Source organism: Pectobacterium atrosepticum, from assembly GCA_019056595.1.
Lineage (GTDB): Bacteria > Pseudomonadota > Gammaproteobacteria > Enterobacterales > Enterobacteriaceae > Pectobacterium > Pectobacterium atrosepticum.
On the sequence record CP036163.1, the window covers coordinates 756,852 to 776,295 of the forward strand.

16 protein-coding genes are annotated in these 19,444 nt (G+C 50.9%); 4 read left to right on the plus strand and 12 right to left on the minus strand.

Annotated elements, in window-relative coordinates; genetic code table 11:
- Positions 1-2: 2 nt before the first annotated feature.
- The 7 genes from DCX48_04010 to DCX48_04040 form a co-directional block, all read right to left on the minus strand.
- Positions 3-947: a transketolase family protein gene (locus DCX48_04010; GenBank protein QXE13744.1), complete on the minus strand. Its 945-nt coding sequence runs from the start codon at positions 945-947 to the stop codon at positions 3-5.
- The gene (locus tag DCX48_04015; protein QXE13745.1) at positions 940-1,770 is read right to left on the minus strand and encodes a transketolase; all 831 of its coding nucleotides are present in this window, start codon (positions 1,768-1,770) and stop codon (positions 940-942) included. The genes DCX48_04010 and DCX48_04015 overlap by 8 nt, the downstream gene beginning before the upstream one ends.
- A gap of 200 nt (positions 1,771-1,970) precedes the next feature.
- Positions 1,971-3,068: an ABC transporter permease gene (locus tag DCX48_04020; GenBank protein ID QXE13746.1), complete on the minus strand. Its 1,098-nt coding sequence runs from the start codon at positions 3,066-3,068 to the stop codon at positions 1,971-1,973.
- A gap of 1 nt (position 3,069) precedes the next feature.
- Complete coding sequence (locus DCX48_04025) at positions 3,070-4,623, minus strand: sugar ABC transporter ATP-binding protein (protein ID QXE17141.1); 1,554 nt, start codon at positions 4,621-4,623, stop codon at positions 3,070-3,072.
- A complete protein-coding gene (locus tag DCX48_04030; GenBank protein ID QXE13747.1) occupies positions 4,623-5,255 on the minus strand; it encodes a DUF2291 domain-containing protein in 633 nt (210 codons plus the stop codon). The genes DCX48_04025 and DCX48_04030 overlap by 1 nt, the downstream gene beginning before the upstream one ends.
- A gap of 44 nt (positions 5,256-5,299) precedes the next feature.
- Complete coding sequence (locus DCX48_04035) at positions 5,300-6,274, minus strand: D-ribose ABC transporter substrate-binding protein (GenBank protein ID QXE17142.1); 975 nt, start codon at positions 6,272-6,274, stop codon at positions 5,300-5,302.
- A 267-nt stretch (positions 6,275-6,541) separates the two neighbouring features.
- Positions 6,542-7,318 (minus strand): phosphatidylglycerophosphatase B, encoded by a 777-nt coding sequence (locus DCX48_04040; protein QXE13748.1) that lies wholly within the window; start codon positions 7,316-7,318, stop codon positions 6,542-6,544.
- 273 nt (positions 7,319-7,591) lie between these two features.
- Here DCX48_04040 and ribA point away from each other — a divergent pair, with 273 nt between their 5' ends.
- Entirely contained in the window at positions 7,592-8,185 is a 594-nt protein-coding gene (ribA, locus tag DCX48_04045) for a GTP cyclohydrolase II (GenBank protein ID QXE13749.1), read from the plus strand.
- Between the two features lie 74 nt (positions 8,186-8,259).
- Here ribA and DCX48_04050 read toward each other — a convergent pair whose 3' ends face one another.
- Positions 8,260-9,891, minus strand: coding sequence for an oligopeptide ABC transporter substrate-binding protein OppA (locus DCX48_04050; protein ID QXE13750.1), 1,632 nt, complete (start codon positions 9,889-9,891; stop codon positions 8,260-8,262).
- A gap of 297 nt (positions 9,892-10,188) precedes the next feature.
- Here DCX48_04050 and DCX48_04055 point away from each other — a divergent pair, with 297 nt between their 5' ends.
- On the plus strand, positions 10,189-10,719 hold the full coding sequence (locus DCX48_04055; protein QXE13751.1) for a type IV secretion protein Rhs: 531 nt from the start codon (positions 10,189-10,191) through the stop codon (positions 10,717-10,719).
- 2 nt (positions 10,720-10,721) lie between these two features.
- Complete coding sequence (locus DCX48_04060; GenBank protein QXE13752.1) at positions 10,722-11,153, plus strand: hypothetical protein; 432 nt, start codon at positions 10,722-10,724, stop codon at positions 11,151-11,153.
- Between the two features lie 92 nt (positions 11,154-11,245).
- Here the strand turns inward: DCX48_04060 and acnA are convergent, their stop codons facing one another.
- Positions 11,246-13,918 carry an aconitate hydratase AcnA gene (gene acnA, locus DCX48_04065; protein ID QXE13753.1) on the minus strand — a complete coding sequence of 891 codons (2,673 nt, stop codon included), beginning with the start codon at positions 13,916-13,918 and terminating at the stop codon, positions 11,246-11,248.
- A gap of 422 nt (positions 13,919-14,340) precedes the next feature.
- Positions 14,341-15,624, minus strand: a complete 1,284-nt coding sequence (locus DCX48_04070; GenBank protein ID QXE13754.1) for a dicarboxylate/amino acid:cation symporter — start codon at positions 15,622-15,624, stop codon at positions 14,341-14,343.
- A gap of 850 nt (positions 15,625-16,474) precedes the next feature.
- On the opposite strand from DCX48_04070, the gene gstA reads away from it, so the two are divergent.
- Entirely contained in the window at positions 16,475-17,083 is a 609-nt protein-coding gene (gene gstA / locus DCX48_04075; protein ID QXE13755.1) for a glutathione transferase GstA, read from the plus strand.
- A gap of 38 nt (positions 17,084-17,121) precedes the next feature.
- Here the strand turns inward: gstA and pdxY are convergent, their stop codons facing one another.
- On the minus strand, positions 17,122-17,982 hold the full coding sequence (gene pdxY / locus DCX48_04080; protein ID QXE13756.1) for a pyridoxal kinase PdxY: 861 nt from the start codon (positions 17,980-17,982) through the stop codon (positions 17,122-17,124).
- A gap of 84 nt (positions 17,983-18,066) precedes the next feature.
- Entirely contained in the window at positions 18,067-19,344 is a 1,278-nt protein-coding gene (locus tag DCX48_04085; GenBank protein QXE13757.1) for a tyrosine--tRNA ligase, read from the minus strand.
- Positions 19,345-19,444: the final 100 nt, after the last annotated feature.

Below are 19,444 nucleotides of genomic sequence, written 5' to 3' on the forward strand. Positions count from 1 at the left end.
CATCAGCCTCCCGGACAAAGACGCAGTGCCGCGTTGACAATGCCCGTCGCGTCCAGCCCGTGATGCGCCCGCATCGCGCTCCGATCGGCAGCAATCGCGTACTGACCATCAGGAATCCCCAGCCGTACCAGAGGAATTCCACTGCCCGCTTCCGCCAGCACTTCCGCAACCAGACTACCTGCACCGCCGTTGACGTTATGTTCCTCGACGGTAATAACGCGAGGTGTTTCGCTCAGAATTTCAAGCAACTGCTGAGTATTACACGGTCGAATAGAGGAAAGATTGACCACCGTAGCGGCAAGTCCTTTTTCTGCTAATAATTCAGAAGCCGTCACAATTTCATGTACGGTCGACCCCAATCCGACCAGTGTGATATCACGGCCTTTGCGCAGTACATCGATCTGTCCCGGCACAAAGCGATAGTGCTCATCATGCAAGGCAGGCAGTGGTTTTCCATCGAGGCGAATATAGACTGGTCCCTGATGTGCAAACGCATAATCGATAATTTGGCGACACTCTTCCGGGCTGGATGGCGCGTAGATCTCAATATTGCCAAACCCTCTCAGCACCGCGATGTCGTCAATACTGTGGTGCGTGCTAGCGAGCGGGCCGTAGCTACAACCCGCATTCAGCCCAAACAGCTTAACGTTGCTGTTGTTGTAGCAGACGTCGACTTTGAGCTGTTCGTTGGCGCGGGAGATCAGAAATGGTGCCGCGTTGCAGGTCACCGCAATCTTGCCGCCGATGGACAGCCCTACCGCCGTTCCCACCATCGTTTGTTCGGCAATCCCCACGTTGACGATGCGATCGGGAAAACGCTGAATGAACGGTGAAATCTTCGCCGTGGAGGTCGAATCCGCCAACACAGGCACTAAATCAATCCCCTGTTCGACGGCCTTAATGAACTGCTCGACCATGACGGTTGCCAGATGCTCTGCGCTACTCATCTTTTAGTTCCTCCAACGCCAGTGCAATTTCTTCGCCTTTCGGCACCCGGTGATGCCATTCAGCCCGCCCCTGAATAAACGATACGCCCGCGCCTTTTTCCGTATTCGCAATCACCACATTCGGCTTGCCGTTGCGAGGCAGATTCTCCAGCGTGTCCACCACCGAACGCATGTCATTACCCGCGCATTCCGTCACCTGTAGGCCAAATGCCTGCCACTTTTCCGCCAGCGGATCCGTGTTCATGATGGAACAGGTCGTTCCTGCCAGTTGCAGCTTGTTCTTGTCGTTGATGATAATCAGGTTATCCAACTGGTAATGCGCCGCCGCCAGCGCCGCTTCCCAGTTACTGCCTTCCGCCAGCTCGCCGTCGCCCGTCAGGACAAACACCCGACGCGGGCTGTTGTCACGTTTTGCCGCTAGCGCAATACCGACGGCAACCGGCAACCCGTGTCCCAACGCCCCCGTGTTCAGCTCAATCCCCGGCGTCTTGTGCTTGACCGGATGCCCCGGTAAATGCGAATCAGGGTGCTGATAGGTTGCCAGCCACGATTCGGGGAAATAGCCTGCTTCTGCCAGACAGCAGTAATAACCGCCAACCGCATGGCCTTTTGACTGGATGTAAATGTCACGCTGCGGATCCTGAAGGCGATCCGGCGCACAGTTCAGAATGCGGAAATACAGTGCCGTCAGAATCTCCACCTGTGACAGATCTGCACCCGTATGTCCGCCAGCTGGACTATTGGCATTCAGATGAATAATGCGGCGACGAATGGCGCGGGCTTTGTGCGTCAGCGCCTCCACCGACAATGCGTACGGATTCATACCTCACCTCGCTTGAATTTTTACTCAAAAACGAATATTTATTCACATTAAATCAAAAAAAATTGCGCTTAAATCAGGCCTCGGTATGTCTACCGACATCGCTCCCGCCACAACCCAACGCCCCGTGCTATTTGCTCTTAAATACACCCACTCTTAAATACAGCTTAAATGCTATCGACACTTAATGTACCTACGCCTGATTAAGCGCCTTCCGCCGCGGCCTTCTGTGACACAATTGCGGCCCTGTGCTGCATACGGTTTTGCATCTGGTCGATAATCACCGCCACAATAATGACGATGCCTTTAATCACCATCTGCCAGAATTCACTCACGCCCATCATCACCAACCCGTCGGCAAGAATTCCGATGACAAATGCGCCAATCAGCGTGCCCAAAATCGTCCCGCGACCGCCCGCCAGCGACGTTCCGCCGAGTACCACGGCAGCAATCGCGTTCATTTCAAAAGCTGTGCCCGTCGCCGGATGGCTGGCGACCAACTGAGAGGACACCACGATGCCGGCGATAGCTGCGCAGAAGCCGGAAATGGTGTAGACCCAGACTTTTACCTGACGAACCTTGACGCCAGAAAGCTCCGCAGCACGTTCATTGTCGCCAATCGCATAGACATGACGGCCAAATGGCAGGCGACGCGCCACATAGGCAATCACTAGAGCCAGTACCAACATCAGCCAGATGGCGAGCGGCAATCCCAAAATCGTGCCGGAACCAATCAGCTCAAAGCCGGTATTGCCCAACTGCGGGTTACCGCCTAAGCCTGGGAATGTCTCCCCACCGGAAATCAGCATCGAGGCCCCACGCACGATATACATCGTGCCTAACGTGCAGATAAAGGGCGCAACGTTATACCGCGTGATAATCCAGCCGTTAATGGCACCAATGAGCGCACCAATCACCAACACGACGGGCACAACGACCCACACGCTGGGGAAAATCGCGATGCCGAACATGGGCAGCACAATGCCCTGGGTAATCATGTAGCCCGCCACCATGCCGCACAGCCCCAGCGTGGCCCCGATTGACAGGTCAATCCCGGCGGTAATGATGACAAACGTGATCCCTAATGCCAGAAACGCGTTGATAGCAATGTGCTTCACCATGATGATCAGGCTACCTGTCGCCAAAAACCCGGGCACCGTGAAGGCAAAGAACCCCAGAATCAGGAGCAGCGCGATGAACGTGCGCAGCCTGAGGATCAACAGCAGGATGCTCTCTCGTGAGCGTACAAACTTACCCGGTGATAGCGCGCCCGACGCTGCCGGAAGGTGAGTCGTTTTCATGTCAGAATCCTTGAGCACTTGCCGAAACCAATGCCGATTCGCTGGCCGACTGACGCACAATATTCGCCGTCAGTTTGCCATTCGACATCACCAAAATACGGTCCGATACCGCCATAATCTCTTTCAGATCCGAGGTGGAAAACAGCACGCCGATGCCCTGTTCGGACAGCCCAACCATCATTTCAAACACATCGGCTTTTGCCCCCACATCAATACCGCGTGTCGGTTCGTCCAGTAACAGCACCTTAGGGTTGGTCAGCAACGAGCGGCCAATCACCACTTTTTGCTGATTGCCGCCGCTGAGCGCCTGAATTTCCACTTCAGGTGAAGACACTTTGATTGCTAACCGCCCAATCGTGCTGGCAACCACCTCTTGCTCCTGTCGCTGGAAGATCGCCATGCGGTATTTCAGTCGCCGCCACAGGCTGGCTATGGTGAGATTGGAAGCCACCGACGAGAGCGGAAAGATGCCAGTTTTTTTGCGATCTTCCGGCACCAGACTCATTCCCATGCGAATGCGCTGCGCGGTAGAAAGGCGCGGACTCACCGGTTTGCTATCGAGATAAATCTTGCCCAGATAATCATTCTGAATGCCCAACAGACACTCAAAAAGTTCGGTGCGTCCTGCCCCCATCAGCCCATAAATACCGACGATTTCCCCTTCACGTACCATCAGCGAGACATCGTTAACGACCTGATGTCCTGCATCATTGAGGCAGGTCAGATGCTCCGCTTCCAATATCGGCGCACCGAACGTTCTACCCGAATGCAGGAAACTGGTGACAGGGTCACCGCCGAGCATTTCCCGGACGATCCACGGCACGTCAATGTCGCTGACCGCCGCTTCCGCCTGAAAACAGCCGTCACGCAGGATAGTGATGTAGTCACCAATCGCCATCAGCTCTTCGAGCCGATGCGAAATGTAGATGATGGAAACATTCTGGCGAGTCAGTTCGCGGATCACGCGAAACAGAATCTCCACTTCGTTTTTGCTTAGCGCGGAGGTCGGTTCGTCCAGAATCAGAATGTCGGCCTGATCCGCCAGCGCCTTGGCGATTTCCACCAACTGCTGCTGCCCGACTTTCAGGCTGGCGACTTCGGTACGCGGTGAAATAGCCTGATCGAGACGCGACATTAGCTCTGCTGCAATCCGCTCCTGCTCCAGATAATCGATAGGTGCAACGCCTTTTTGCCGTTCCCGCCCCAGAAAAATGTTCTCCGCCACGCTCAGATTCTCGGACAGGTTAAGTTCCTGATGCACCATGCCGATGCCTTTCGACGCCGCATCGCGCGTATCCGCTATACGCACCGCGGTGCCATTCAACAGAATCTGGCCAGACGTCGGCTGTTGCACACCAGCCAGAATCTTCATCAACGTCGATTTACCCGCCCCGTTCTCACCAATGATCACGTTGACCTTGCCGCGATAAACGTTGTAATCGACGTTATCCAGTGCTTTGGTGCCGGGAAACAACATCGTAATACCTCGGGTCGCCATCACTATTTCGGGTCGGCGAACCGCGTCTGGTTGCATAGCCGCATCTGAACGTTCCATCATTGCGTACCTCCGCTGCTCGCTCCGGTCAAATTTAGCGTCATCGGCACCGCATCGCTGATGCCCTGCTTGGTCAACACCAGCGCCGCCAGTACGTTAACGGGTTTACCCTGCACATCCACATCCAGCGCCGGCAACGACGCAATCGCTTTGTTATTCAGCGCGCGTGCCAGTTGGGCAAACTGCACCTGATTCTTGAAATCATCAAAGCGGATAAACCCTGCCGCATCGCGAATCGCATTGCCTTTGATTATCGGCCCCAGCTGAAGCGTGACAGCGTCACCTTGTACATCAAGCGTCAATTTCCCTTCACGACTTTCCCGGTCAATTCCGCTGATCGTGCCCTGAATCCGGGCGTAGACGGCTTTACGTGCGGTTCCCTCCAGCGCTGCCTGTGCTTTCTTCAGCTCATCCCAGGATAGCGCCTGCTGCTGTGCCGCTGGGAGCAGTGTGGGTTGCCACAGCGCAGTCGCAATGCTCTCTGGTGTCATGGTGCTATAGCCTGGCGTAGCGGCTGGATCGACCGGAATAATCGGCTTACCGTTCTCATCCAGATCGACCACCGTACAGGCAGACAGCAGTAAGGCGCAGAGCCCAACCCAACCAGCGCGATATCGTTCATCAAACAACATAACGACTCCTCTATCAGCAGGCGCTAACGCGCCCGCTGCCTCGATTACGGTTTCAACGCAAAGGTGTTGAGTTTGTTCGCGTTAGACTCATCGATCAGAATGCAGTCCATCAGCTGTTTTTCATCAAGCTGCGCCTTGCCGTTCTTCAGGTAGTAATCGGCCTGTTCGACCGCCATCTGCGCCTGTTGCCAGCCGGGTTGCAGTACCGTGGCTTTAATATTGCCTTTATTGATGATGGAATCGCGCACGTAGTCGCTGCCGTCAAAGCCCACCACAATCACATCGTGACGCCCCGCCGCTTTCAGCGCCGCTTCTGCGCCTAGCGCCATGGTGTCGTTGCCGGAAATCACGCCAGTGATATCGGGGTTCGCCTGCAAGATGGCTTCCATACGGGTAAACGCTTCCGTCTGGCTCCAGTTCGCCGTTTGTCTGGCAACCCGCTTCATGTCGCTGTATTGATCGATCACATCGTGGTAGCCCTGCGAACGAACGTGCGCATTGGTGTCCGACTCACGACCAATCAGTTCAACGTACTTGCCTTTCTGGCCCATCAGTGCAACGAATTTCTCCGCGCCGAGCTGCGCGCCCTGATAGTTATTGGAAACGATCTGCGCCACGGCCACGCCGGTTTCATTGATTTCACGGTCAATCAGGAACGCGGGAATGCCAGCGGCTTTCGCCTTCTTCAGCGGTCCAATGGTGGCATCAGCCCCGGCATTATCCAGAATGATGGCTTTCGCCTTACGGGCAATAGCAGTTTCAATCAGTTGATTTTGCTTACTAACATCATCGTCGTGCGAGGCCACCAGCGTGGTGTAGCCCAGCTCGGCGGCTTTGGTTCTGGCACCTTCGGCTTCCGCTTTAAAAAACGGATTATCGTGTGAAGGGGTAATAATGGCGATCAGGCCGTTATCTGCGGCGAACGTGCCCGCAGAGAGGGAAAACATGATAGCCAGCAGGGAGGATTTCAGACGGTAAGGTTTCATTGTTATTCTCCTATTTGAATATATATTCAATATTGAATTAACATTCAAATGAAGTTTTACAACCAACCGAAAAATTGTCCAACAGCAAAAACAGGAATAGCGAAGCAGCTCACAAATTGTTTACATTTTGCGCGAGGAGATAACGGTGGGGATGAGGAAGAAACAGAAACGAGGGAGAAATTTTTAACGTTGCGTCAGCAACGGCCTGCAGGGTGACGGACAAGGAAGTCCGTCATAAAAATGCGGATGACCGATGTCATCCGCAGGATACGAACTACAGCGATAACTCACTCTAGAGGGCTACGAGGATTTATTCTCAGCGGCATCTTCTTCCGCCTGTTCTTTAATCTCTTCATGCTGGAGCGACAGTGGGCCACACCAGCGCTGTGCTAACCAACTGGCAACGACAACCAGCAGCCAGCTGATTAACGTCGCCACCACCAGATCCTGCGGCCAATGCATGCCAAGCACCAGACGGCTGCCCATGACGCCGTTGGCCCAGAGCATCAGGATCACTACCGTTTTATAATGCCGACGTGCCCACAGTAACCCGACGCCCAGCAGCGCCCAGGTCGCGGCAAACATGGTGTGCCCGGAAGGGAAAGCAAAACCGGTTTCAAACTGCCAGTGGCTGCGTAGCCACTGTGGAATCTGCGCTTGATCCTGCAATTGCGTTTTAACCAGCTCCGAACGTTCCTTGCGCGGCAACGAGTAGAAATAGCTGTCATCCACCTGATGATTTTTCTCCAGCCAGACGACATAGGGACGAGATTCCTGTACCCACTCTTTAATCACCGATTTGATGCCCTGTCCAATCAGCACCGTAATCGCCATAATGACCAACAGGCCGAGAGCAGGCCTCAGACGAAAACGCAGACACCAAAGAAACCAAATGCTCAATACGATGCTGGTCAGAATGCCCCATGGCGATGTCACCGTCTCGGTGATCCAAAAGAGTACGCGCAGCCAGAGCCCGTCATACTCCGGTTGCCACTGCCAGCCGCTCATCCAGATAATCATTGGCATAATCAGTAATAGCACAGCGCCAATGGTTGTTCGTTTGGCAATTTCGTACATAATTTCTTCCCATAATTCAGTATGATGCTTTGCAACAAAACTTTCACAATTCTATCAGAAAATCCGACATGAACTGTCAGTATGGCGTAAAATAGCGCTCAGTTCTGTCAACGAACCTGAAACCAAACCGCGGTCAGGGCACATTCTAATTCAATTTTTGTGACGTTCTTAGACAGGCTTTTTTGCTGGTCAAGCGCGATAGGTCGCAGTAGGATTCGCCTCAGCACTTTTTTGGACACAGCTTTTTTGGACACGGCTTTTTTGGAGAAAAGTATGCAGCTAAAACGGGTGGCGGAAGCCAAATTACCCACTCCGTGGGGCGATTTTCTGATGGTGGGTTTTGAAGAGATCGCCACGGGTCACGATCACCTTGCACTCGTCTATGGTGATATTTCCGGTTCAGTTCCTGTACTGGCTCGCGTGCATTCCGAGTGCCTGACGGGGGATGCCCTGTTTAGCCTGCGCTGCGACTGTGGTTTCCAGCTTGAGGCTGCATTAGGCCACATCGCCGAAGAAGGTCGCGGCGTGCTGTTATACCATCGTCAGGAAGGCCGTAATATCGGGTTGCTCAATAAAATCCGCGCTTATGCGTTGCAGGATCTGGGGGCAGATACGGTAGAAGCGAATCATCAGCTTGGGTTCGCCGCCGATGAGCGCGATTTTACGCTGTGTGCAGATATGTTCAAATTGCTGGACGTTGATGAAGTTCGCCTGTTGACTAATAATCCACAGAAAGTGAAAATCCTCAACGAAGCAGGCATCAATATCGTCGAACGTGTGCCATTAATCGTCGGACGTAACCCGAAGAATGAGCACTATCTGGCAACCAAAGCCGCCAAAATGGGGCACATACTGGATATGAAATAACGTTCCCACGTATCGCTTTGGGATCGCTTGCTTCAATGCCTACAGCCGGTTTTTCACCGGCTGATTTGTTTAGATTAGTGCTTGAGGATGTACATATCTTGCGTGTAATAATCGCCGCGAACATTGGGCGAAAAACCACCGATATACGTCTTAACCATCTGCGGCTGAACATAATAGTAGATGGGTAATAATGGAGTGTCGTTATCTAAAATATCCGAGGCCTGTTGATAAATTGCCTCTTTCTCACTCTTATCTTTGACCGTCAGCGCCTTTTTCAGCAACGCATCATACTGCGTATTACTAAATTTACCGTTGTTGTTGCTGTCGTTGGTTTCCAGAGTATTCAAGAACGTACTTGCTTCATTGTAATCCCCTGTCCAAGATTGTCTGACCACTTCAAAATTACCCGTACGTACGGTATCCAGCATGGTCTTCCATTCCTGATTTTGCAGCGTCACTTCCAGACCAAGATTTTTCTTCCACATTGAACTGGCGGCAATCGCCACGCGTAGATGCGACTCGGAAGTGTTATAAAGCAGATTGAGTTTCAGCGGGTGTTTCTCATCAAATCCGGCCTCTTTCAACAGTTTCTTCGCCTCATCATTACGCTGCTGCTGTGTCCAGCTTGCCCACTCAGGATCTTTACGTTGAAATCCCCCTACATTTTTGGGAATCAAACTGTAAGCGGGCGTCTGGCCCATGCCCATCACCTTTTCAGCGATGACCGCTTTATCTAAGCTGAGGTCTAAGGCGCGGCGAATGCGTGAATCGTCAAAAGGGGCTTTTCCCGTATTGAAACGATAAAAGTAGGTAGACAACAACGGCGAAACCTTCACTTCCTGAGGGTACTCTTTTTGCAGCGACGCAAACTGAATCGGTGATAAAAGCCCTGTGATATCAATCTCGCCCGATTTATAACGATTCAATTCCGCCGCCTGCGAGCTGATCGGCAGATACGTGACTTTGTTAATCACGGTATGCGCATCATCCCAATACTGGCTATTGCGCTTACCGACGATGCGTTCGTTAACCACCCATTCGCTCAGCGTATAAGGGCCACTGCTGACGAAATTCCCAACCTGTGTCCAACTTTCTGGATGCTTTTCAATGACTGCTTTCGGTAATGGCACCAGAACATGATAAGCCGACATTTCCAGGAAATAGGAAAGCGGGTGTTCCAGCGTAACTTCAACCGTATGGCTATCCAGCGCTTTTATGCCCAACGTATCTGGCGCCTTTTTGCCAGCAATAATATCTGCCGAATTCTTCACGTACATACTGGCGATGTAGCTGCCGTAAGGCGACAACGTTTTTGGATCGCCAAGGCGTCGCCAACTGTAAACGACATCATCCGCAGTAATCGGTGAACCATCGGACCATTTAGCATCAGGTCGCAGATGGAATGTCCACACCGTGTTGTCTTTATTATCCCAGCGCTCGGCCAGTCGCGGCTGGATAGTGCCGTCATCGCCCACGCGCACCAGATTATCGAAGAAGTCGTTGATAATATGGCCTTCTACATCGCTTTCTACCTTATGCGGATCTAACGATGCAGGCTCTGAACCATTGCCTCGCACCAGCTCTTGTTTCTCCGCCAGCGACGTGCCAGCAGGAACCTGTGCCGCAAAAACCGATGTCATTGATCCCGCCGCACATAGTGTAAGCAGCAGCGAGTGTTTAAAACGTTTTTTGATTACAGCATTCATATAACCTCCTGTTATATCCCCGTCATTCTTCAAACTGCGTTGGCGTTGTCGTCGGGGCATGGCTGGGCAATAATTTTTACTTATTCCCCATGTAGTTAGCGTCAATACAACATAACCACAATTTGCCGGAGGATACGAGAATTTCATGTGGGAAAAAGTGCGCTGGTGCACTAAGACGAATATCTCGTTCTTCGTCGCCAGAAAGGGGAACGCTATTCTGTCTGGATTAACGCTTCATTTTTAACGGTCACTAGTCCAAGCTATAAACCTACCTGACTGTAACAAATGGAGATTGTTATGGATGATCAAAAAGAAGGAAGTTTGCGACTGCTTACGTCTGGTGAAATAAGGCTGGCTAAATCTATTTTTGGCGACTCTGTTCACTATCACAAAGTCTGGATTCATCACGACAGTTACCTTCCATTCAGCCTTCAAGATAAAAATACGGCGATGAGCCCGAATGGTGAACTGTACTTTCGGGCATGGTATAGCGACGATTTCTCCCTCACGAGTATGTCCAGCCAACACCTATTTATTCATGAAATGAGCCATGTCTGGCAGCGTGAGCGAGGTATGAATGTCATATTTAGAGGTTTAGTAAGCTGGGCTGTCAGTTATCGCTACCAGTTTGGTAACCGCACATTACGATCCTACTCAATGGAACAACAGGCACAGATAATCGCTGACTATTTCATTTTAAAAACTTACGGTCATCAAGCGTGGAAAATGTTGAGAACGCGAGGAGATGTTACCCTTGATGGCGATACTTCTGAGGCTGTAATACGTCAACACTATCAAAAAACCATGCAATTCTTTCCCTGGAATTAACGATGACATTTATTGCAAGATTGCCTGCATATTTGCTTTTATTTAGCGCCTTTATTCTTGTTGGCTGCCCCGGTTCAGGTGACCGATTGCAGCCAGATGAATTGACATCTGTCAGGCAAGTTAAAGGTGATATCTGTTTTTCAGTTAATAAACCTGTGGATTACCAACCCACTCTTATTGTGATTAGTACAAGGCTCGCGCCACCACAGGAATGGGTGCTGTATGAAAATCCCAGAGTTATCGTTACACAGGGAGAATTGTGTATTCCCCCTTCCTTTTACCGCTTTTTAGACGACAGGACATATGTCGTCAGGTATATCCTGCAATCGAAAAAGCACAGTGATTTGCGAAGAAGCGTCGTGTCTGCGATAGCGATTACCAACGGTAGTGTTCGGAGCGAACCGCTTAGGGAAGATGAAGCCGCTTATTATTGATGTCCGATTTTTCAGGCATATAGACAAGAGATATCGAACGATAGACGAAGCACCACGAGCAGATTTTCTGCTCGTGGTGGCTGCATATAAAATTACAACATATTACGGATAACGTAATGAAGGATGCCGTCGTTCTGGTAATAGGTCAGTTCATTACGGGTGTCGATACGGCAGCGGGTGTTGATCACCTGCGTATTACCATCAGCATCAGTGATATTTACCTCAACCGTGGCGCCAGGTGCCAGTTGATTTAATCCCGTAATCGAAATCTGCTCATCCCCGGTTAATTGCAGCGTTTTACGCGTCACACCGTCGGGAAATTCCAGCGGCAGAATCCCCATCCCAATCAGGTTAGAGCGGTGAATACGCTCGAACGATTCGGCGATCACCACGCGAACACCCAGCAAACGTGGGCCTTTCGCGGCCCAGTCTCGGCTAGAACCCGAACCGTACTCTTTCCCAGCAAACAGCGCCAGTGAGACACCTTCTTCCTTGTAGCGCATTGCCGCGTCATAGATCGTCATCTCATTCTGCGACGGAATGTGACGGGTATAACCGCCCTCTTTACCCGGCACCATTTCATTACGGATACGGATGTTGGCAAACGTCCCGCGCATCATCACTTCGTGGTTGCCCCGCCGTGAACCGTAAGAGTTGAACTCCGTGGTTTCAACGCCGCGTTCCAGCAAATATTTCCCTGCAGGGCTATCACGCTTGATGTTGCCTGCTGGCGAGATGTGGTCGGTTGTAACCGAATCGCCCAGCATCGCCAGAATGCGCGCCTTGTGGATATCCTGAACCGGCTCCGGTTCTTTCCCCATATCCAGAAAGAAAGGCGTCTGGCGAATATAGGTCGATTCTTCCGGCCACTGATAGGTAGGATTATCGTCGACCTCGATATCTTGCCACTCCTGCGTACCTTCAAACACTGCGGCATATTGTTTGTGGAACATGCCAGCGTTGACATTCAATACCGCGTCCGCCACCGCTTTCGTCGAGGGCCAGATGTCTTTCAGATAAACGGCTTTTCCGTCACGATCTTCACCCAGCGGTTGTTGCGTCAGATCGACATTCATATTTCCCGCCAGCGCGTAGGCGACCACCAGCGGCGGTGACGCCAGCCAGTTAGTCTTCACCAGCGGATGAATACGGCCTTCAAAGTTACGGTTACCTGACAACACGGCGCCGACCGTCAAGTCGCCTTCTTTTATCGCGGCTTCAATCGCATCCGGCAGCGGGCCGGAGTTACCGATACAGGTGGTACAGCCGTACCCCACCAGATTGAACCCCAACTCGTCGAGGTATGGCGTTAATTCCGCTTTAGCATAGTAATCCGTGACGACCCGTGAGCCCGGTGCCAACGAGGTTTTGACCCACGGCTTGGTTTTAAGACCACGCTCTACGGCATTTTTTGCCAGTAGCCCAGCCGTCATCAGCACGCTAGGGTTGGAGGTATTAGTACAAGAGGTGATCGCCGCGATCACGACCGCCCCCTGATGCAAGCGATGCGTCTCACCTTCCAACGTGAACTCTTCATAGTCAGAGCGGTTCTTCACCGAGCTGACATCCAGTTCCCGGCTGGCTTTAAAGGCTTCCGGCACACCCGCTAAAGGCACGCGATCCTGTGGGCGTTTCGGCCCTGCCAGACTGGTTTCCACCGTTGCCAAATCCAGCGCTAGCTGGCTGGTGAATACCGGCTCATCTCCAGCATTGCGCCACAGCCCCTGTTGCTTACTGTAGGCTTCCACCAGTGCAATCTGTTCTTCGGCGCGGTTGGTCAACCGCATGTAATCCAGCGTGATGTGATCGATAGGGAAAAAGCCACAGGTTGCACCATATTCCGGTGCCATGTTGGCGATAGTCGCGCGATCTGCCAACGGTAGAGAATCCAGCCCATCACCGTAAAATTCCACAAATTTGCCGACAACGCCGTGTTTACGCAGCATCTGCGTTACCGTCAGAACCAAATCGGTTGCCGTGATCCCTTCTTGCATTTTGCCGCTTAATTTGACGCCAACCACATCGGGAATCAGCATCGAAACAGGTTGCCCCAACATCGCGGCTTCTGCTTCTATCCCACCGACACCCCAGCCGAGCACGCCCAAACCGTTAATCATGGTGGTGTGCGAATCGGTTCCTACCAGCGTATCAGGGTAGGCAAACTGTTTGTCGCCCTGTTTTTCGTACCAGATGGCCTTGGCGAGATACTCCAGATTCACCTGATGGCAGATCCCGGTTCCCGGCGGCACGACGCTGAAGTGGCTAAAGGCATTTTGTCCCCAGCGCAAAAACTCATAACGTTCACGGTTACGCGCCATTTCCAACTGCGTGTTATCCGCTAGCGCCTGACGATCGCCGAAGTGATCAACCGTAACCGAGTGGTCAATAACCAGATCGACCGGCGACAGCGGGTTGACCTTATTAACATCGCCGCCCAACCGTTTCACCGCTGCACGCATCGCCGCCAGATCGACCACGGCGGGCACGCCGGTAAAGTCCTGCATCAGTACGCGCGCTGGCCGATAGGCGATTTCCCGATCGGCGTGACCGATTTTCAGCCAGTCCACGACCGCCTGAAGATCGTCCTGCTCGACCGTGTCGCCGTCCTGATGACGCAATAAATTTTCCAGCAATACCTTGAGTGACTTCGGTAATTTATCGATATTGCCAAGCGTTTTCGCCGCCTTCGGCAGGCTGTAGTAATGGTAAATCTGCTGTCGAACCGTCAGTGTGTCCAGACAAGTGTCGCGAAGGTGTGATGACATGCTTCCTCCCAAATTAACTTGCTATACCCGTCATACTTCAAGTTGCATGTTCGTTGGCTGCGTTTAGTCACCCGAATCACTTACTTGAGTAAGCTCATCGGGATGCCTTCTCTTGCCGCCTTCCTGAAACTCGAATTATTTAGGGCATATTCGTTATTCTGCATCGGGCGATCAATGAATAACCAGCCTGAGCTTGCGGTCTTATTTAAAGATAACACAAACAAAAAATAACGTTTTTGCAACAATGCCATATGAACGCAGCGATAGCCGTCAGCTATTAAAAAAAGATAAGCCGGAGTAAACACGAAGGGGATGAAAAACAACAACGTCAACGAGCAGAGAATACTGAAGACAATAGGGAGACAATAATCGAGAAAGCGGCCCGAAGGCCGCCTGTTTCAGCGTATTAATCTGACGATAATTTAGATATTCCCGGTTGCCATCACAGGGACTTCTTCGTCGGAATGGTCATGGTTTTGCTCCAGTTTGGCAACAACGGCTGTCGCCATGCCGTTACCAATCACATTGGTCGCCGTGCGGCCCATATCCAGGAACTGATCGATACCAATAATCAGCAAAATACCTGCCTCGGGTAAGCCGAACATCGGCAATGTGGCTGCCACCACCACGACCGCTGCGCGAGCTACCCCCGCCATGCCTTTACTCGTGATCATCAGTGTCAGCAGAATCAAAGTCTGTTGCGTCAAACTTAGGTGAATATTGTATGCTTGCGCAATAAACAGAATGGCAAAAGCCTGATAAATCATGGACCCGACAAGGTTAAAAGAGTACCCCAATGGGAGTACGAAGCTGGTGATTTTTTTAGGAACACCGAATTCGCTCAGTGCCTCCATCGTTTTCGGATAGGCCGCTTCGCTACTTGCCGTAGCAAATGCCAGCATACTGGGCTCCCGCAGCAGTTTGAGCAGTCCCCAGGTTGCTTTCTTACCCAGGAACAATGCACCCGCACCGAACATCAGCCCCCATAACAGCGCCAATCCAAGGTAGAATTCACCAATGACTTTGCCAAAGTCGAGAAGAAGCCCCAGGCCTTCGGTCGTAATAGAAGACGCTAATGAGGAAAATACCGCCAAAGGTGCTAATCGCATGACATAATCCGTCACCCGAAACATCACTTTCGCCAGTTCTTCTATCATCGACTCCATCGTGACGGCATGTTTATTTTGACCTTTCACAAAAGCCAGTGCGGAACCGAAAAACATGGAGAAAACGAGGATTTGCAATATTTCGTTATTCGCCATCGCTTCGACGATGCTGCGTGGAAATATATGGGCAATAAAGCTTTTCAGTGTAAATCCGCCGGTACTCACGCCGGTATCTACCTGTATTGGCGTGCTTGGGATGGCGAGATTCATTCCGACGCCGGGTTCGAAGATATTGGCTAACAGCATGCCAATAAAAAGGGAAACCAGCGAAGAACAAATAAACCACACCATGGCTTTCAGCCCTATTCGGCCGACGGAAGAAGAGTTCCCCATGCTAGCAAGGCCAGAGACCAATGTTGCGAATACCAATGGCGCAATGATCATTTTTATCAGACGAAGAAAAACATCGGTCACTAAATTAAAGTAGGACACCACCTCTTTTGCTTCTTTTGCAGTCAATAGAGAATGACAAACCCCGCCGACAATAATCCCGAGAATAATAGCCAAGGCTATAAAAAATAATAACCTGTTCTTTTTCATAGTAACCTCATGGTAATGAATAGATTCAGACAATACACATTGTTAGTAGAGTTAGCCGTCCGACTCGCAATCGTAAGCACCTGCGGTTTATCCTATTTTTCGTCGTGTTGTCTGTGTCTTGATGTGATGATAATAATTACTCAGGAATATTATTTATTTTTCTATCACGGATAAGCGGTCTCGCCACGGAAACTATTAAATATAACTACCCCTATTTTGTTACACGCAACAAAAAGGGGTAGTTTAATCAATGTGGCAGTGAAACAGTTTTCTTTCATACCCCTTCCTATTTTTTAATATCCATTAAACACCGGCCTTGGAGAAATAAACTAAATGGACAACATCATGAAAAACACGAAATGTGTCACTAATGAAATTTTTCTTATCAAGAAATTTAGCAAAAATTAATTAACCTCTATAAATCACCCGTCGAAAATCATCACTCACACAGTTAATTTAAGTGTATTTGCTTCAAAAATAGACAATGTTATTTTATTTAACGATTTCCTCTGTTCTATCGCCTCTTCCATCTGCACATCGCGATTTCACCAACCCAGAAGCCCCCTGAACAGTCTGTCGCATTGCCGTTCCAACACGGACTGAACCCGGAAATGTCACGCGCTACAGGATTTTGCTTATCCCTCAGTTAAAGCAGCTCTGATAACACATCAAAATTTGACTTTGTTCCGTCAAAATCGCCCAAATTTCATACGTCAGTCATACATAAGGAGTATTTTGCAAGAAGCCTCACACTCTATCGTTACGTTTTGTTGTAAAAAAACGACATGTCGTCATTCAACAATCATCAGCGCATGTGTTGATGGAAAAATAATAATAGAAAGGGGTTTTCATGAAACTGTTTTACAAAGCTGAAAGCAGTTCTCTTTTTACACACATCGTTTTGATCGAATCCAAATTGGAGTTCAAGCTGGAGAAGGTTAATCTGCGCACGAAAAAAACGGAGCGTGGAACCGACTATACCTTCATCAACCCGAAGGGCATGGTGCCAGCGTTAGAGTTAGAGGATGGTTCAATCCTGACTGAAGGGGTCGCAATCGCCGAATACATTGCCGATCTGGTTCCGCACTGTAATCTTATTGCTCCTACCGGAAGTATGGCGCGCTACCATACGATTGAATGGCTGAACTACATTTCTGCCGAACTGCACAAAACGTTTACGCCGATTTTCCGTCCCGGCACGCCAGAAACGTATAAAGAGCTGTTAGTTGAATATTTGCAGGTCAAATTCCGTTATATCAATCTAGTACTGAGTGAACAAAACTATCTGGTCGCCAACCGCTTCAGTATCGCCGATGCGTATCTGTTTACCGTTATGCGCTGGGCGCAGTCGTTAAAACTGGATATGTTCCGCTACCCTGCACTGGCGGCCTATCTCGACCACATCGCCGAGCGCCCTTCCGTCACTACCGCGCTTAAAGTTGAAAGGTTGAAAGGATAACATGCAATAACGCCCCGAATTTCGGGGCGTTATTCGTTTCACGACAAGCGAACAGCCTGGAAATGATGACGCGGATTGGCAATACCATCCTGAGCAGCAACCAGTTGCAGCTCATATTCATTCATCTCTTTCGTTACCAGCATGACTTCATACACCGCCGCCGTCGTATGCTCCAGCGCTTTATCCAGCGCGACACCTTTCAGCAAGTTGACCAGCAGTAATCCGCTGGTCAAATCGCCCACACCTACGGGCTGGCGTTCAAATTCCACCAGCGGGCGGCTGATGTGCCAGGCATCCGTCGGCGTGACCAGCAGCATTTCGAAGCTGTCTTCGCGGCTAGCCGCTCGGCTAAGGTGCTTCACTAGAACGATTTTTGGCCCTTTCTCACACAGCGCACGCGCGGTTTCCACGGCTTCTGCCACGTTATGCACGGTACGACCACCGAGCAGCTCCAGCTCAGGCAGATTCGGTGCAACAATGTCGGCAGCTAACAACGACTGCTGGCAGTGGAAATCAGACACGCCGGGCGCGACGATACAGCCTTTCTCCGGCGTACCCATAACCGGATCGCAGAAGTATAACGCATCAGGATTGGCGGCTTTTACCTGCCGAACAATACCCAGAATATGTTCCCCTTGCTCAGCAGAGCCGATATAACCACTCAGCACCGCATTACAGGTCTTCAGTTTGTCGATGTTCGCAATCCCCTGCACCACTTCAGTTAAGTGGCTGGCAGGCATCACACATCCTGTCCAGTGACCGTATTGGGTATGGTTCGAGAACTGCACTGTATTCAGTGGCCAAACGTTTGCGCCCATCCGACGCATTGGAAACTCTGCCGCACTGTTACCGGCATGACCAAAAACGACATGTGACTGGATGGAAAGTATATTTTTCATTAGATATGACTCAAATCCTTGCCAGCGCCTGTGCGCCTCAACTTACAAGAAGAAAGGGAGCTCGCGCTCCCTTATCGGTAATGATTATGCTTTCCAGCAGATCAGGCAGTAATGCTTTTTACCACGACGCAGCAAGGTGTAGCGATCAAACAGACGGTCGGAAGCGCTGAAGATGTATTCAGGATTGGCCTGTTTTTCGCCATTAATCGTTACCGCATTCGAGGAGATCATCGTGCGGGCTTGACCACGTGACGGCACCAGCTCAGCGCTGACCAGCGCCTGTTGCAAATCAGCACTGTTTTCCAGTTCGATGATAGGCATACCATCTTGCGCCAGTTGGGCAAAATCGTCCTGCGTCATATCCTGCAACGCGCCAGAGAACAGGCTTTGTGTAATACGACGAGCAGCTTCCAGACCCGCTTCGCCATGTACCATACGGGTGACATCTTCCGCCAGCACGTATTGAGCGCGCGGCGCTTTGCCGCTGTTTTTGTCTTCTTCTTCCAGCGCGTCGATATTTTCGAGGCTCATGAACGTGAAGAACTTCAGGAAACGATACACATCGGCATCCGCCGTGTTGATCCAAAACTGATAGAATTTGTAAGGACTGGTCTTACTGGCATCCAGCCAGATTGCGCCGCCTTCCGTTTTACCGAATTTCGTGCCATCAGATTTGGTGATCAACGGAACAGTCAGGCCGTAAACCTGCTTCTGATTCATGCGGCGCGTCAAATCGATACCAGACGTGATGTTGCCCCACTGGTCAGAACCACCGATTTGCAGTTCGACGTCATGCTGCTTGTTCAGCGAGGCAAAGTCGTATCCCTGCAACAGGTTGTAAGAAAACTCGGTGAACGAAATACCGACGTCATCACGGTTTAAACGCTGTTTGACGGCTTCTTTGCTAATCATCTGGTTAACGGAGAAATGCTTGCCGATATCACGCAGAAAATCCAGCACGTTCATGTTGCCAAACCAGTCATAATTATTGGCGGCAATCGCGCTGTTTTTGCCGCAGTCAAAATCCAGAAACGGAGAGACCTGACGGCGGATTTTTTCTACCCACTCACCCACAGTTTCAGACGTGTTCAGCTTACGCTCTGTCGCTTTAAAACTGGGGTCACCGATCAGTCCCGTAGCGCCGCCGACCAGCGCAACCGGTTTGTGGCCGGACAGCTGGAAGCGCTTCAGGCAGAGCAGCGGCACCAGATGCCCCAAATGCAAGCTGTCAGCGGTGGGATCGAAGCCGCAATACAGTGCAATTGGCCCTTGCGCCAGCCGCTCTGCTAACGCTTCCTCATCCGTCACCTGGGCAATCAAGCCCCGCTCTTGCAATTGTTTAATCAGGTTACTACTCGCCATCGATAACTCCATTTTTATAAAAAAAGCCGTTACGTTCCCTTTGGGTTTACGCACAAAGCCGTGAGAGATGCACAGCATACCTGTCTGCTGTCACATGATG